Origin of the sequence: Streptomyces sp. NPDC001728 (assembly GCF_040297565.1) — a bacterium.
In the GTDB taxonomy this organism is placed as follows: domain Bacteria; phylum Actinomycetota; class Actinomycetes; order Streptomycetales; family Streptomycetaceae; genus Streptomyces.
In genome coordinates, this window is sequence record NZ_JBEOZK010000030.1 from 19,981 (window position 1) to 35,700 (window position 15,720).

Annotated in this window: 11 protein-coding genes; 8 read left to right on the forward strand and 3 right to left on the reverse strand. The window is 73.5% G+C overall.

Features of this window, described 5'->3' with window-relative positions; all coding sequences use genetic code 11:
• Positions 1 to 125 precede the first annotated feature (125 nt).
• The 6 genes from scy to ABT154_RS31500 all read left to right on the forward strand — a co-directional run bounded on the left by scy (position 126) and on the right by ABT154_RS31500 (position 9,753).
• Complete coding sequence (gene scy / locus ABT154_RS31475; RefSeq protein WP_351861447.1) at positions 126 to 4,616, forward strand: polarized growth protein Scy; 4,491 nt, start codon at positions 126 to 128, stop codon at positions 4,614 to 4,616.
• A 114-nt stretch (positions 4,617 to 4,730) separates the two neighbouring features.
• The gene (locus tag ABT154_RS31480) at positions 4,731 to 5,666 is read left to right on the forward strand and encodes a coiled-coil domain-containing protein (protein ID WP_351861449.1); all 936 of its coding nucleotides are present in this window, start codon (positions 4,731 to 4,733) and stop codon (positions 5,664 to 5,666) included.
• Between the two features lie 101 nt (positions 5,667 to 5,767).
• A complete protein-coding gene (locus ABT154_RS31485; protein ID WP_317878004.1) occupies positions 5,768 to 6,736 on the forward strand; it encodes an ABC transporter ATP-binding protein in 969 nt (322 codons plus the stop codon).
• 3 nt (positions 6,737 to 6,739) lie between these two features.
• On the forward strand, positions 6,740 to 7,519 hold the full coding sequence (locus ABT154_RS31490) for an ABC transporter permease (protein WP_351861451.1): 780 nt from the start codon (positions 6,740 to 6,742) through the stop codon (positions 7,517 to 7,519).
• A 222-nt stretch (positions 7,520 to 7,741) separates the two neighbouring features.
• Positions 7,742 to 8,914, forward strand: coding sequence for an ABC transporter ATP-binding protein (locus ABT154_RS31495; protein WP_351861453.1), 1,173 nt, complete (start codon positions 7,742 to 7,744; stop codon positions 8,912 to 8,914).
• On the forward strand, positions 8,911 to 9,753 hold the full coding sequence (locus tag ABT154_RS31500; RefSeq protein WP_351861455.1) for an ABC transporter permease: 843 nt from the start codon (positions 8,911 to 8,913) through the stop codon (positions 9,751 to 9,753). Before ABT154_RS31495 ends, ABT154_RS31500 begins: the two co-directional genes overlap by 4 nt.
• 31 nt (positions 9,754 to 9,784) lie before the next feature.
• Here ABT154_RS31500 and ABT154_RS31505 read toward each other — a convergent pair whose 3' ends face one another.
• Entirely contained in the window at positions 9,785 to 10,111 is a 327-nt protein-coding gene (locus tag ABT154_RS31505) for an Rv1322 family protein (RefSeq protein ID WP_317878320.1), read from the reverse strand.
• Between the two features lie 198 nt (positions 10,112 to 10,309).
• Between ABT154_RS31505 and ABT154_RS31510 the strand changes: the two genes are divergently transcribed.
• Positions 10,310 to 11,344, forward strand: a complete 1,035-nt coding sequence (locus tag ABT154_RS31510) for an LLM class flavin-dependent oxidoreductase (RefSeq protein ID WP_351861458.1) — start codon at positions 10,310 to 10,312, stop codon at positions 11,342 to 11,344.
• A gap of 228 nt (positions 11,345 to 11,572) precedes the next feature.
• Here the strand turns inward: ABT154_RS31510 and ABT154_RS31515 are convergent, their stop codons facing one another.
• On the reverse strand, positions 11,573 to 11,965 hold the full coding sequence (locus tag ABT154_RS31515; RefSeq protein ID WP_073808533.1) for an SCO5389 family protein: 393 nt from the start codon (positions 11,963 to 11,965) through the stop codon (positions 11,573 to 11,575).
• Between the two features lie 250 nt (positions 11,966 to 12,215).
• Between ABT154_RS31515 and nucS the strand changes: the two genes are divergently transcribed.
• On the forward strand, positions 12,216 to 12,887 hold the full coding sequence (gene nucS / locus ABT154_RS31520; RefSeq protein WP_351861460.1) for an endonuclease NucS: 672 nt from the start codon (positions 12,216 to 12,218) through the stop codon (positions 12,885 to 12,887).
• A gap of 74 nt (positions 12,888 to 12,961) precedes the next feature.
• Here the strand turns inward: nucS and ABT154_RS31525 are convergent, their stop codons facing one another.
• Positions 12,962 to 15,658, reverse strand: coding sequence for a P-loop NTPase family protein (locus ABT154_RS31525; RefSeq protein WP_351861462.1), 2,697 nt, complete (start codon positions 15,656 to 15,658; stop codon positions 12,962 to 12,964).
• Positions 15,659 to 15,720 lie beyond the last annotated feature (62 nt).

The window sequence follows — 15,720 nt, forward strand, 5'->3', positions numbered from 1 at the left end:
GGTCGTCCGATCTGCCACGATTCCCCGGGAGTCCGTCCTCGGCCGAGAGGGCGTTCTCGCAGGAGTTGCGACCAGGGTTGGGGTATCCCCTGCTCGAAGAGCTCGGGGAAGGATGGGACCGCGCAGTGCGGGGCTACGAACGCCAGGAGAGCCACCGAGCTGAAGACGACCATCTCGCCAGGTTCGAAGCCGAGATGGACCGGCTGAAGACCGAACGCGAGAAGGCCGTCCAGCACGCCGAGGATCTCGGTTACCAGGTCGAGGTCTTGCGCGCCAAGCTCCACGAGGCGCGCCGCACCATCGCGTCCCGGCCCGCGTACGACAGCGCCGACATCGGCTACCAGGCCGAGCAGCTGCTGCGGAACGCGCAGGCGCAGGCCGAGCAGCTCCGCCAGGACGCCGAGCGCGAGCTGCGCGACGCCCGCGCCCAGACGCAGCGCATCCTCCAGGAGCACGCCGAGCACCAGGCCCGCCTCCAGGCCGAGCTGCACAACGAGGCCGTACAGCGCCGCCAGCAGCTGGACCAGGAGCTCAACGAGCGCCGGCAGACCGTCGAGGCGCACGTCAACGAGAACGTCGCCTGGGCCGAGCAGCTCCGCGCCCGTACGGAGTCCCAGGCCCGCCGTCTGATGGAGGAGTCCCGGGCGGAGGCCGAGCAGTCGCTGACCGCCGCCCGCGCCGAGGCCACCCGGCTCGCCGAGGAGACCAGCCGCCGGGCCGGCGCCGAGGCCGAAGCGGCCCGCGCCGAGGCGGAAGCGATTCTGCTGCGCGCCCGCAAGGACGCCGAGCGGCTCATCGGGGCCGCGTCCAGCCAGGCGCAGGAGGCCACCAGCCACGCCGAGCAGCTGCGCTCGACCACCACCGCCGAGACCGACCAGGCCCGCCGCCAGGCCACCGAACTCTCCCGCGCCGCCGAGCAGCGCATGCAGGAGGCCGAGGAGAAGCTGCGGGTCGCCCGCGCCGAGGCCGAGAAGGCCCTCACCGAGGCCAAGGACTCCGCCGCCCGGCAGCTCGCGAACGCCGATTCGGTCAACGAGCAGCGCACCCGTACCGCGAAGGCCGAGATCGCCCGGCTCGTCGGCGAGGCCACCAAGGACGCCGAGGCCCTCAAGGCCGAGGCCGAGGAGAAGCTGCGCGAGGCGACCGCCGAGGCGGAGAAGCTCGTCACCGAGGCCTCCGAGAAGGCCGTCACGGCCGCCGCCGAGGACTCCGCCGCCGCGCTCGCCAAGGCCGCCCGCAGCGCCGAGGAGATCCTCACCAAGGCGTCCGAGGACGCCCGGGAGACCACCCGCAAGGCCTCCGAGGAGGCCGAGCGGGTCCGCCGCGAGGCCGAGACCGAGGCCGACCGGCTGCGCGCCGAGGCCGGGGACAAGGCCGACGAGCTGCTCGGTTCGGCGAAGGACGACACCAAGGAGTACCGGGCCAAGACGGTCGAGCTCCAGGAGGAGGCCCGGCGGCTGCGCGGCGATGCCGAGCAGCTGCGCGCCGAGGCCATCGACGAGGGCGAGCGGATCCGCGGCGAGGCCCGGCGCGAGGCCCTCCAGCAGATCGAGGAGGCGGCCGGGACCGCCGAGGAGCTGCTCACCAAGGCCCGTACGGACGCCGAGGAGCTGCGGACCAAGGCCGGCGCCGAGAGCGAGCGGGTCAAGTCGGAGGCGATGGAGCGCGCCCAGACGCTCCGGACCCAGGCCGAGGAGACCCTTGAGCGCACCCGCGCCGAGGCCGAGCGGCTGCGGACCGAGGCCGAGGAGCAGGCCGAGTCGGTGAAGGGGGCGGCCGAGGAGGCCGCCGCCGGGCTGCGCGCGGACGCCGAGCGGGCCGCCGAGGCCCGTCGCGCGGAGGCCGCCGAGGAGCTGACCCGGCTGCACACCGATGCCGAGGCGAAGGTGGCCGCCGCCGGGGAGGAGCTCACCGACGCGCGTGCCGAGGGCGAGCTGATCCGGCGCGAGGCCGCCGAGGAGACGGAGCGGCTGCGGACCGAGGCCGCCGAGCGGGTCCGCAACCTCCAGGAGCAGGCGGAGCGGGAGGCCGAGCGGCTGCGCGCCGAGGCCGCGTCGGACGCGTCGACCACGCGCACGGAGGCCGAGTCCGCGGCGGTACGGCTGCGCACCGAGGCCGCCGCCGAGTCCGAGCGGCTGCGGTCGGAGGCCCAGGAGACCGCCGACCGGGTGCGGGCCGAGGCCGCCGCCGCCGCCGAGCGGGTCGCCGCCGAGGCGGCCGAGGCGCTGGCCGCCGCGCAGGAGGAGGCCGTCCGGCGCCGCCGGGAGGCGGACGAGACCCTGGAGTCGGCCCGTTCCGAGGCCGGCCGGGAGCGCGAGCACGCCCGCGAGCAGTCCGAGGAACTCCTCGCCGCCGCCCGCAAGCGCGTCGAAGACGCGCAGGCCGAGGCGCAGCGCCTGGTCGAGGAGGCGGACACCCGGGCGACCGAGATGGTCACCGCGGCCTCGCGGGCCGCCCAGGAGGTACGGGACTCGGTGGCGGGTCTGCGCGAGCAGGCCGAGGAGGAGATCGCCGGGCTGCGCAGTGCCGCCGAGCACGCGGCGGAGCGGACGCGGTCCGAGGCGCAGGAGGAGGCGGACCGGGTCCGTTCCGACGCGCACGAGGAGCGGGAGCGGGCGTCGGAGGACGCCGGCCGCATCCGGGCGCGGGTGCAGGAGGAGACGGAGGCCGCGAAGGCGCTGGCCGAGCGGACCGTCACGGACGCCATCGCCGAGGCGGAGAAGCTGCGGGCGGACACCGCCGAGTACGCGCAGCGGGTACGGACCGAGGCGACGGATTCGCTGGCCTCGGCCGAGCAGGACGCGGCCAGGACGCGGGCGGACGCGCGGGAGGACGCGAACCGGATCCGTTCGGAGGCGGCCGAGCGCGCCGAGTCGGTGGTCGGTGAGGCCCGTACGGAGGCGGAGCGGATCGCCGCCGAGGCGGAGCAGGTCCTCGACGAGGCCCGTCAGGCGGCGGACAAGCGCCGCAGCGACGCGGCCGAGCAGGCCGACGCCCTCATCGCGGAGGCGACCGGCGAGGCGGAGCGGGTCACCCGTGAGTCGACCGCGGAGGCCGAGCGGCTGACCGCCGAGGCGGTCGAGCTGATGGAGACCACCGAGCAGGACGCCCTGCGGCTCCGCACCGAGGCCGAACAGGCCAAGGCCGACGGGGAGGCGCACGCGGAGGCGCTGCGGGCGGCGGCGGTCGCGGACGGGGAGCAGGTCCTCGACGAGGCGCGCAAGGCGGCGGACAAGCGCCGCAGCGACGCCGCCGAGCAGGCCGACGCCCTCATCGCCGAGGCCACCACCGAGGCCGAGCGGATCGCCCGCGAGTCGACCGCGGAGGCCGAGCGGCTGACCGCCGAGGCGGTCGAGCTGATGGAGACCACCGAGCAGGACGCCCTGCGGCTCCGCACCGAGGCCGAACAGGTCAAGATCGACGGGGAGGCGCACGCGCAGGCCCTGCGGAACGCGGCCCTCGCGGACGGCGAGCAGGTCCTCGACGAGGCGCGCAAGGCGGCGGACAAGCGCCGCAGCGACGCCGCCGAGCAGGCCGACGCCCTCATCGCGGAGGCCATCACCGAGGCCGAGCGGCTCGCCCGCGAGTCCACGGCCGAGGCAGAGCGGGTCACCCGCGAGGCGGGCGAGCTCGCGGACGCCGTCACGGCGGACGCCCGCGCCGAGGCGGAGGCCACCGTGGGCTCCGCGCGGCAGGAGGCGGAGCGGATCCGTACCGAGTCGGAGCGGCTCGGGGCGGCGGCCGAGGCGGCGGCCGAGCAGATGCGCTCGGAGGCCCGCGAGGAGGCGGACCGGACGCTCGACGAGGCCCGTGAGGCCGGCGCGCGGAAGCGTTCGGACGCGGCGGAGCAGGCGGACCAGCTCGTCGCCAAGGCCCAGGAGGAGGCGCTGCGCGCCACCACCGAGGCCGAGACGCAGGCCGACACGATGGTCGGCGCGGCCCGCAAGGAGGCCGAGCGGATCGTGGCCGAGGCGACCGTCGAGGGCAACTCGTTGGTGGAGAAGGCCCGTACGGACGCGGACGAGCTGCTGGTCGGGGCGCGCAGCGACGCGACGGCCATCAGGGACCGGGCCGAGGAGCTGCGGGGCCGCATCGAGGGCGAGATCGAGGACCTGCACGAGCGGGCCCGCCGTGAGAGCGCCGAGCAGATGAAGACGGCCGGCGAGCGGGTCGACAACCTCGTGAAGGCGGCGACGGAGCAGCGCGCCGAGGCGGAGGAGAAGGCCAAGGAGCTGGTGTCCGAGGCGAGTTCGGAGGCGAGCAAGGTACGGATCGCCGCCGTGCGGAAGGCCGAGGCACTGCTCAAGGAGGCCGAGCAGAAGAAGGCCTCGCTCGTCGCGGAGGCGGAGGGCATCAAGGCCGAGGCCGAGCGCATCCGGGCGGAGGCGCTGGCCGAGGCGGAGACGACCGTCGCCGAGGGGCAGCGCGAGCTGGAAGTGCTCGTGCGGCGCCGCAAGGACATCAATGCCGAGATCTCCCGTGTCCAGGACGTGCTGGAGGCGTTGGAGTCTTTCGAGACTCCGTCGGCCGGTGCGAAGTCCCCGGGAGCGGTGGGTGCGAAGGCGGGCGCGTCAGCGGGTTCCACCCGTTCGGGTGGCAAGGCCCAGGACGGCTAGCCACTCAAAAGGCTGGACATTCTCCAGATCAAACGGGCATACGCTCGATGACACGCCGCTTCGGCCCCTAGGATTCCCTCTAACACCTCACCGGTCTCATTCGACAGGAAACCCATGAGCGACACATCCTCCCCCTTCGGCTTCGAGCTCGTGCGGCGCGGTTACGACCGCGGTCAGGTGGACGACCGCATTACCAAGCTCGTGTCCGACCGCGACAGCGCCCTGTCCCGCATCACCTCCCTGGAGAAGCGGATCGAGGAGCTCCACCTCGAGACGCAGAACGCCCAGGCCCAGGTCAGCGACGCCGAGCCGTCGTACGCGGGGCTCGGTGCCCGGGTCGAGAAGATCCTCCGGCTCGCCGAGGAGGAGGCGAAGGACCTGCGTGAGGAGGCCCGTCGCGCCGCCGAGCAGCACCGTGAGCTGGCCGAGTCGGCCGCCCAGCAGGTGCGCAACGACGCGGAGTCGTTCGCGGCCGAGCGCAAGGCGAAGTCCGAGGACGAGGGCGTCCGGATCGTCGAGAAGGCGCAGGGCGAGGCCAACACGCTGCGCGCCGAGGCGCAGAAGGACGCGCAGTCGAAGCGCGAGGAGGCGGACGCCCTCTTCGAGGAGACCCGCGCCAAGGCCGCCCAGGCCGCCGCGGACTTCGAGACCAACCTGGCGAAGCGCCGCGAGCAGTCGGAGCGGGACCTGGCCTCGCGTCAGGCGAAGGCCGAGAAGCGTCTCGCGGAGATCGAGCACCGCGCGGAGCAGCTCCGCCTGGAGGCCGAGAAGCTGCGTACGGACGCGGAGCGCCGCGCCCGTCAGACGGTGGAGACGGCGCAGCGCCAGGCCGAGGACATCGTGGCCGACGCGAATGCCAAGGCCGACCGGATCCGTTCGGAGTCGGAGCGCGAGCTCGCGGCGCTGACGAACCGCCGCGACTCGATCAACGCGCAGCTGACGAACGTCCGCGAGATGCTGGCGACGCTGACCGGTGCCGCGGTGGCGGCGGCCGGCTCGCCGATCGACGACGAGCGCGCGGCCGGTGTCCCGGCCCAGCAGTCCCGCTGAGGCGTCGCTCTGACGCCGCGCCGGTAACGACTGCGTAGAGTTGCCCGAACCCCTCGTCATTCCGGTGGCGGGGGGTTTTGCGCGCCCGTAGGTTGGTACGCATGATCGAGCTTGAGGGCCTGACCAAGCGCTACGGGGCGAAGACCGCGGTCGACCATCTCTCCTTCCAGGTGCGTCCTGGTGTGGTCACCGGCTTCCTCGGGCCGAACGGGGCGGGCAAGTCGACGACGATGCGGATGATGCTGGACCTGGACAACCCGACGAGCGGGACGGTCCGGATCGACGGCAAGCACTACCGGGACCTGGCGGAGCCACTGAAGTACATCGGGGCGCTGCTCGACGCCAAGGCGATGAACGGCGGCCGTTCGGCGTACAACAACCTGTTGTGTCTGGCGCAGTCGAACCGCATCCCGGAGCGCCGGGTGGCCGAGGTGCTGGACCTGGTGGGTCTGACGCCGGTGGCACGGAAGAAGTCGAAGGGGTTCTCCCTCGGGATGGGACAGCGGCTGGGCATCGCGTCCGCGCTGCTCGGGGATCCCGAGATCCTGATGTTCGACGAACCGGTCAATGGTCTGGACCCCGAGGGAATTCACTGGATCCGCAATCTGATGAAGGCGTTGGCGGCCGAGGGCCGGACGATCTTCGTTTCCAGTCATCTGATGAGTGAAATGGCCCTGACAGCCGATCATCTGATCGTGATCGGCCAGGGAAAGCTGCTGGCGGACACGTCGATGGCGGATTTCATCCAGCAGAATTCCCGGAGTTTCGTACGGCTGCGGTCCCCGCAGCAGGAGCGGCTCAGGGACGTGCTGCACGCCAACGGGTTCGTCGCGGTCGAGGCGGGCAACGGCACCCTGGAGGTGGACGGGGCGACCACCGAGAAGCTGGGCGAACTGGCGGCCGGCAGCGGTCTCGTGCTGCACGAGCTGAGCTCCCAGCGGGCCTCGCTCGAAGAGGCCTTCATGCAGATGACGGCCGGTGCGGTGGAGTACCACTCGCACGGCACCGATGTACACGGCGGCGCCCCGGCGCCCGGCCCCCAGTGGGGCAAGACCTCCCAGGGAGCCTGAACGATGGCAGCGGCAACAGCGGTCCTGCAGTCCGAGTGGACCAAGATCCGGACGGTGTCGTCGACCGTCTGGACGCTGGCGAGCGCCCTGCTCGTCACGGTGGCGATGGGTGCGGCGCTGTGCGCCCTGATGAACTCCACCTTCAACGACCTCAAGGACGCCGAGCAGGCGACCTTCGACCCGACCCTGATCAGCTTCTCCGGGATGATCCTGGGTCAGCTGGCGATGGTGGTCTTCGGCGTCCTGGTGGTGGGGACCGAGTACTCCTCCGGCATGATCCGCACCTCGCTGGCGGCCGTTCCGCAGCGCGCGACCTTCCTCTTCTCGAAGATCGCGGTCGCGGGCGGGCTCGCCCTCCTGGTGGGCCTGGTGACGAGCTTCCTCTCCTTCTTCCTGGGGCAGGCCCTGCTCGGCGAGCACCGGGCCTCGATCAGCGACGACAACGTCCTGCGGGCGGTGGTGGGCGCCGGGCTGTACATGGGCCTGATCGCGCTGTTCTCGATGGGTGTGGCGACGATGCTGCGCTCGTCGATGCTGTCGCTGGGCATCCTGGTGCCGTTCTTCTTCCTGGTCTCGCAGATCCTGTCGGCGGTCCCGAAGGCCAAGGAGGTCGCCCGCTACTTCCCGGACCAGGCGGGCTCGAAGATCATGCAGGTCGTCCCGGACGCCATGAACACGGAACCGGCTCCGTACGGCCCGTGGGGCGGGCTCGGGATCATGGTGATCTGGGTGGTGGCGGCGCTGCTGGGCGGCTATGTGGTGATGAAGAGGCGGGACGCCTGATCCGGCGGGTCATCCCCCGGATCCCCCGCAGGTTCTCCGCCCTGTCTCCCCCTGATCCCCTGGGGGAGAACCCTGAGGTTCCCCCAGGGACTGCCCGGAGGTCGTCTCCGCTTCGCCGGAACCATCAATGGCTGGATAAGCTCCTAGCTCATACGGGGGGCTCCGGCCTTCGGCCGCCACGCCCCGACATGGATGCGACCGACCTGTCGATGGGGCTGGAGAATGATCGAGGCAGTCGGCCTGACGAAGCGCTACGGCGCCAAAACGGCCGTGTACAACCTTTCCTTCCAGGTGAGGCCCGGTGTCGTCACCGGGTTCCTGGGGCCCAACGGGTCCGGCAAGTCGACCACCATGCGGATGATCCTGGGGCTCGACCGGCCCACCGCGGGGCATGTGACGATCGGCGGCCACCCCTTCCGGCAGCTGCCGAACGCGCCACGGCAGGTCGGCGCGCTGCTGGACGCCAAGGCCGTGCACGGCGGGCGGAGCGCGCGCAGCCATCTGCTGTCGCTCGCGCAGCTCGCCGGCATCCCGGCGCAGCGCGTCGACGAGGTCCTCGGCGTCGTCGGCCTCCAGGACGTGGCCAGGCGGCGCTCCAAGGGCTTCTCGCTCGGCATGGGCCAGCGGCTGGGCATCGCGGCGGCGCTCCTGGGCGATCCGCAGGTGCTGCTCTTCGACGAGCCCGTGAACGGTCTGGACCCCGAGGGCATCCTCTGGGTCCGCAACCTGATGAAGAAGCTGGCCGCCGAGGGGCGGACCGTCTTCGTCTCCAGCCACCTCATGAGCGAGATGGCACTGACCGCCGAGCACCTGATCGTGATCGGCCGCGGCCAGCTCCTCGCCGACATGAGCGTCACGGACTTCATCTCGGCGAACTCCGCGGACTTCGCCCGGGTGCGGACCCCCGAGACCTCTCCGGCGGAGCGGGCGAAGCTGACGGCGGCACTGATGGAGGCCGGCGGGCAGGTCCTCTCCGAGCCGGACGGCGCGCTCCGCGTGACGGGGCTGCCGCTGCCGAGGATCAGCGACCTGGCGCACGGCGCGGACGTACGGCTCTGGGAGCTGTCCCCGCACCAGGCCTCCCTGGAGGAGGCGTACATGCGTCTGACCCAGGGCGCGGTGGACTACCGCTCGACCGACGACCGGCTCGCGCACCTCCAGCCGCCGCTGCAGCCCGGCCACCCGGGGTACGGGACGCCGCCGCAGCAGCCGGTGGCGCAGGACGTGCCGCAGCAGGGCTGGTACGCCCCGCCGCCGCCCGGACAGAACCCGTACGCGGGAGCGCCCGGCCAACCGCCCGCCCCCGGTCCGCACGCCGCTCCGGCCGCCGTGCCGCCGGGCCCCCCGCAGTCGAGCCCCGCCCAGCCGAGCGACACCACCAAGGACGCCCGATGACCGCCCCCGCACCGCACCACGCCCCGGCGCCGCCGTACAAGAACTACGTCTCCCCCATCCCGGTCCGCAGGGCGCACCTCGGTGACGCCCTCACCTCCGAGTGGACGAAGATCCGCTCGGTGCGCTCGACGCTGTGGACGCTCGGGGTCATGGTCCTGCTGATGCTGGCCATCGGCCTGGGCGTCGCCGCCATCGCGGCGAGTTCCGAGGCGTCGATGGGTGAGGAGTCGGCGCTCACCTTCGGCTTCTTCGGGATGCTGCCGGCCTCGATCTGCGTGATCACGCTCGGGGTGCTGACGATCGCCTCCGAGTACGGCACCGGCATGATCCGTACGACCCTGACGGCCTGCCCGAGCCGGGCGCGGGTGCTCACGGCGAAGGCGATCGTCTTCTTCGTGCTGGTCTTCACGGTCACCACCGTGGTCGCCACCCTGGTGGCGGCGACGCAGGTCGCCCTCGTGGACGGGGCGGCGACCCCGACGGGGTCCGAGTGGCTGCGGGCGACGGTCGGCGCGGGCGCCTACCTGGCCGTGCTGGGGCTGCTCTCGCTGGCGCTCGGCACGCTGATCCGGCACTCGGCCGGCGCGATCACGGTGATGATCGGCCTGCTGCTGCTGCCGCTGGTGGCGGCGCTGTTCATGTTCAACGAGACGCTGCGGTCGGTGCAGGAGTTCCTGTTCACCTACGCGATCCCCTCGCAGATGATCGCGCTGTACAGCGACACTCCCCCGTTCGGGAACAGCGGCCCGGCGGGCTGGGAGCCGCTGCTGATCATGACGGCGGTCGCGGGGGCCGCCCTGGCCGGTGCGTACGCCGCGCTGAACAGCCGGGACGTGTAGGCCGCGGCGGGTACGGACCCGGTGCCCCGGCTCAGTACCTCGGCGCGTTACGGGACCGCTGCACCCTGCTGGTGCGGCGGTCCTTCGCGTTCCAGCAGGCCTTGTGCCAGTGGCGCCGGTCGTCCACTCCGCCGTACTCCGGCCAGGCGACCACGTGCGGGGCGCCGCCGGGGATCTCCTGGTCGCAACCGGGGCAGCGGTAGCGCTTGCCGGGCGAGCTGGCTCCGGCGACGAGGCGGACGTACCACTCCTCGCCCTGCCAGGTCTCGCTGCGTTGCGCCCCGCCGTACCGGTCGCCGTTGTCGCCCTGCTGTTCGGGCTTCTCGCCGCCTCGGGAACGGTTGTGGCGCGGGGACACGGGCACACCTCACGGGGTCTGGGAACACGGACCGTTCGTTCAAGCCTACGGGCCGCGACGCGGTGCCCCGGGCCCGCCGAAGGACGGCTTAGCCGAAAATCGCAAGAACTTCATGAACGGCCGTTGCCTTTGGCACGTGTCAGACGTTGGTGCCAGTGCGAGGGGAGATACGCGTCGGCCGCAAGGAGGCAGAAGGCGATGCGCGTGGGTACGTTCGTTCTGGCCGCCCAGTTCCCGGGTCAGGGGCAGGGAGAGGCCCTGCATCGGGCGGTGCGGACCGCCGAGGTCGCCGAGGAGGCGGGCCTCGACTCGGTCTGGCTGGCCGAGCACCACTTCGTGCCGTACGGGGTCTGTCCGTCGGCCGTGACCCTGGCCGCGCTGCTCCTCGGCCGCACCCGTCGGCTGCGGGTGGCCACGGCGGTGAGCGTGCTGCCGACCGTCCACCCGGTCGCTCTCGGCGAGCAGGCGGCGCTGCTGCACCTCACCTCGGGCGGCCGGTTCACCCTCGGGGTGGGCCGGGGCGGGCCCTGGGTGGACCTGGAGGTCTTCGGCGCGGGTCTCGGCGCGTACGAGAAGGGGTTCCCCGAATCCCTCGACCTGCTGCTGCGCTGGCTCACCGAGCCGCGCGTGGGCGCCGAGGGAGAACGATTCGCCTTCCGGGAGGTCCCGGTCGTGCCCCGCCCCGACGAGCTGATCGGCGGCGATCCGGCACCGGAGGTCGTGGTGGCCTGCACCTCGCCGAGGAGTGTGCGGCTCGCCGCCGAGCGCGGGCTGCCGATGCTGCTGGGCATGCACTGCGGCGACGAGGACAAGGCCGAGATGGTCGGGGCCTGGGCACGCTGCGCGCGGGAGGCCGGGCGGGACCCGGACGAGATCGCGCGGATCGGCGGCCTCCACGTCTCGGCGGGGGTCGCGGAGCTCGCCGACCGGGGCGCGGACGCGGCCGAGGCACTGGTGAAGGCGATGCCGGGGTGGCTCAGACAGGGCCTCGACGCACATATGACGGTCGACGGCCGGCACCGGGCGATGCGGGACCCGGTGGCGTACACGGAGCTGCTGTGCGGTCTGCACCCGGTGGGCACCCCACGGCGGGCGGCGGACCGGCTCGCGGCGACCGCCGAGCGCACGGGCATCACGCGGTTCGCGCTGCTCGCGGAGGGCACGGGCGACCTCGCGGCGACCGAGGAGAACGTCCGGCGGCTGGGCGCGGAGGTCCTGCCGCTGCTGGTATGAGGGCGCTCCGGTCCGGGACCGTGAGGGCGCTCCGGTCCGGGACCGTGCTGCCACCCCGGTGCTGGCCTGTGCTGCCGCTCCGATGCTGGCCTGTGAGAGCGCTCCGGTGCTGGCCTGTGAGAGCGCTCCCGTCCGGGACTGTGCTGCCGCTCCGCACCTGTCGGTGCCGATGCGCGTCGGCTCGCATCGATCGCGTTCGACCGCGATACGGAGCGGCAGCACCATGTCTCAGCAGTCGCGCAGTTCCGGCGACTGGTTCAGCAGCTGCCCCCGTACGGACGTGAAGCGGGCGAGCCGCTCGTCCACCGACGGGTCCAGCGGGAACACCGCCACCCGGTGGCAGTTCTGGAATGCGAGACGCACCCCGAAGTGCCGCTGCAGCGCACCACGAATGGCGTCGCTCGCGAGCGCGCGCAGCAGCTGACCACGTGCCTGCTCATTCGGCGGCGGCGTCTGGTTGTCGGCGAACTCTCCGCCGTCGACCTTCAGCTGGGCCACCAGAGAACTGATCATCTCCCATGCGAAGGGCAGGGAGGTCCGGACGCAGTCGACGAAGTCGGCTTCGTCGACCTCGCCTCGCTCGGCCTGTTCCAACAGAGCCGGTGAGACGTCGAGCGACATGGGTTCTCCTCTCGCGACCCCGCGGACGGGGTCTTGCGGGCAGGGCCGAAGGCCGGGCCGTACGCCACGCAGCGTGCACGGACGACGACCTCCAGCTTCCACGGTAAGCGCGCAGTCCTGCCCGCACCAGGAGATTGGGAACACAACCGGCTGATAACCGACGGGTGTTCGGCTCAGGATCACTGCCGGGCGGCCTCGGGCCGGTGCCCGAATCGCGCGGAAGAGCGCCCGTCTTGTAGCGTTGCGGACCATGCGTCTCGTCATTGCCCGTTGCTCCGTGGACTACGCGGGCCGGCTCACGGCCCACCTGCCCTCCGCGCCCCGTCTGATCCTGATCAAGGCAGACGGCAGCGTCTCCATCCACGCGGACGACCGGGCGTACAAACCGCTCAACTGGATGTCGCCGCCGTGCACCCTCAAGGAGGGGGTCGAGGCCGAGGCCGGCGTCTGGACCGTGATCAACAAAGCGGGCGAGAAACTGATCATCACGATGGAGGAGATCCTCCACGACTCCTCGCACGAGCTGGGTGTGGACCCGGGCCTCATCAAGGACGGTGTCGAGGCGCACCTCCAGGAGCTGCTGGCGGACCGCATCGAGATCCTGGGCGAGGGGTACACCCTGATCCGCCGCGAGTACATGACGGCGATCGGCCCGGTCGACATCCTCTGCCGCGACGCCGACGGCGGGACGGTCGCGGTCGAGCTCAAGCGGCGCGGCGACATCGACGGCGTCGAGCAGCTGACCCGCTATCTGGAGCTGCTCAACCGCGATCCGCACCTCACGCCGGTGAAGGGCGTCTTCGCGGCGCAGGAGATCAAGCCGCAGGCGCGGGTGCTGGCCACGGACCGGGGCATCGGCTGCGTGGTCCTGGACTACGACGCGATGCGCGGCATCGAGGACGACAAGCTGCGGCTGTTCTGACGGCGGCGGAGGTACGGGGACGGCCCCGGGTGCGGTGAACGCGCCAGGGGCCGTCCCCGTACCCCGTACGTCCGTCAGGCGGGCGTCTCCGAGCCGGCCGGGGTGACCGAGGCGGGCGGACCGCCGAGGGACGAGGAGGCGGAGTTGCTGGGGCTGTTCTCCTCCGTCGCCGGAGGAGCGCTCGTCGTCGTCGGCGGGGTCGTGCTCGGCTCCGGCGGCGTCGTCGACGGCGTCGGGCTGGTCGGCTTCGGCGGGGTGGTGCCGGCCTTCGGCGGGGTGGTCGACGGGCGCGGCGGCCTGGTCGTCGTGTTCGGGCTCGTGGGCGGCGCCGTCGTCGTGGGGGCCGTGGTGTCCGTCGGGCTGTCCGAGGTCGACGGGGTGCCGGAGGAGGGGCTGCCCGAGCTCGTCGGGTCCGTAGGGGAGGCGCTGCCGGAGCCGGACGGGCTCGGGGAGCCGGAGCCGGTGGGCTTCCCCGTCTCGCCCGGCTCCCCCTCCTCGCCCTCGGCCGGAACCTCGTCGGTGCCGTCGTCGGGGGCGCCCTCGCTCGCCGTGCTGTCGGTGGTGACGCGGTTGGTGGCCGGGTCGTCGCCGTTGCCGGAGGTGGCGCCGAGGGTCACGACGGTGCCGAGGACGGCGACGAGGAGCGCGCCCGCGCCGACGGCGGCGAGGTTGCGGCGGGCGCCGAGGAGGCCGCCCTTGAGGATGCCGCCCCGGGCCGCTCCCCTGCCGCTCGCCCCCTCGGGCCCCTTGCGGCCGGAGTCGGGGCGGGTGATGAGCGTCGGGCCCTCGTCCGCGAAGTCGGGGAAGGCCGGGAACGGGGCGGTCGCCGGGGCCTGCACGACACCCGCGGGAGGCAGCGCCGGCCGTACGGGCCCGCCGGGCAGCGGGGCGGTGACGGCGGCGGCGCTCCCGGTGGCCGGGCCGCGCAGGGCGGGGGTGCCGCGCGGCGGGGAGACGGGCTCCTCGGCGCGGACCGGGCCGGTGTGCGCGCCGGAGAGGTCGGCGACGAGGGCGAGCGCCCGGCGGCCGGCGACGGTGCCGCGCTTGTCTGCGAGCACCCCGCGCATCCCGATGGAGGCCTCGAGTTCGGCGCGGGCCCGCTCCAGGTTGCCCGCGCAGAGGGCGAGGACGCCCAGTTCGTGGTGGAAGTAGGCCTCCTCGGCGACCTCGCCGGTGAGCCGGGCGGCCTCCTGTCCGGCGCGCAGGGCGCGCTCCCAGGCGCCCCAGTGGAGTCCGGCGGCGAAGGCGGGCGCGGCGGCGCGGGCGAGGCGGACGGCGGTGGCGCGGTGCTCTGTGGTGACGTCGGCGTCCGCCTCGGCGGCGGACCCGCCCGCCCCGGGGCCGGGGCCCGCGACGAGGACGGACAGGGCGGCGAGGAGGGCGTCGGACTCGGCGGCGGCCCGCTCGGGGGTGACGGAGGGGTGGGCGGCCCACCAGGCGTAGTGCTGGGCCACGGTGTGGGCGCGGGCGGCGGCCTCGGGCTCGTACCCCTGGGCGAGGAGCTGGGTGAGGACCCCGGCGGCGAGCCGGTAGCGGGGGCCGACCGGGGAGAGCAGGCCGCAGGCCATGAGTTCACCGAGGGCGGCGTCGGCGTGGGTGTCGCCGACGAGCGCCGGGAGGTGCGCCTGGTGCGGCACCTCGCCGCCGAGGGCTACGGCGAAGCGCAGGGCGGTCTGGGCGGAGCGGCTGAGGCGCGAGGCGAGCAGGGCGGCGGGTGCGGCGCCCTCGCCGAGGCTGGGCAGCGGTATCTCGCGGAGTTCGACGTCGGGGTCGTCGAGACCGTCGAAGGCCGCGGCGGCGACGGCGGCGGCAGCGTCGGGGTCGGTGGGTCCGAAGGCCTCTTCGAGGGCGCCGAAGGCGTCGAACTCGGCCGGGGTGACGCGCAGTCGGTCGCGCTGGCGGAGCAGCGCCCCGGCCTGGACGAAGCGCAGCGGCAGTCCCTCGGACTCGAACCACAGGTCGCCCGCCCAGTTGGCCTCCTCGTCGGTGAGGGTGCGGCCTACCGCGCTCTCCAGGAGCTTGAGGGCGGCGCCGCGGCCGAGGCCGGCGAGCTGGATCTCCTCGATGTGCGCGTCGGCGGAGGGGGCGGGGGTGTCGGGTCCCGCGGCGAGGAGGAAGGCGCATTCGGGGGCGGCGGCGAGGAGTTCGTCGAGGGCGGCGCCGCCGAACTCCAGGTCGTCGACGACGACGACGGCGCCGATGTCGTCGAGCCGGGCGAGGAGTTCGGCGCGGTCGGGGCGGTGGTCCGGGGCGTGGCGGACGGCGGTGAACAGCTCGCGGAGGAGTTCGAGGGGGGTGCGGTGGTGTCCGGAGAGCCGGATGACCCCGTCGGGCGCGAGGCCCTCGCAGTCGGCGGCGACGGCGTCGAGGAGGGCGGTCCGGCCGGATCCGGCGGGGCCGGTCAGTCGGGCGGAGCGTCCTCGGCCGAGGACGCCCGCGAGCCGGTCGCGCTGCTCCTGGCGTTCGAGGAGGGGCAGTTGGGGCGCGGCGGGGCCCGGCGGGACGGGTGGGGCGGCGGCGCGGGCGGCCTCGGCGCGTTCCTCGGGGGTACGGGGGCGGGGGGCGGCCGGTTCGCGGCCGGGCGGGCAGGCCTCGATCTCACTGCCGTCGACGGGGTTGACGGTGACGAGCAGGTCTCCGGAGACGAGCTGGACGACGCGGGCCCGCGCGGGTGCGGCGGCGGGCGCGGGTCCGGGCACGCCGCGGTCCTGGCGGGCCTCCCCCTCGGCGTCGTGACCGTACTCCTGCGACCCAGGGTTGATCGGGTCCATGGTGCAAGCCCCCAAGAAGCGGTGTCCGGTGCCCGCCGGGTGGTTCCGTCAATGTGCAGGCG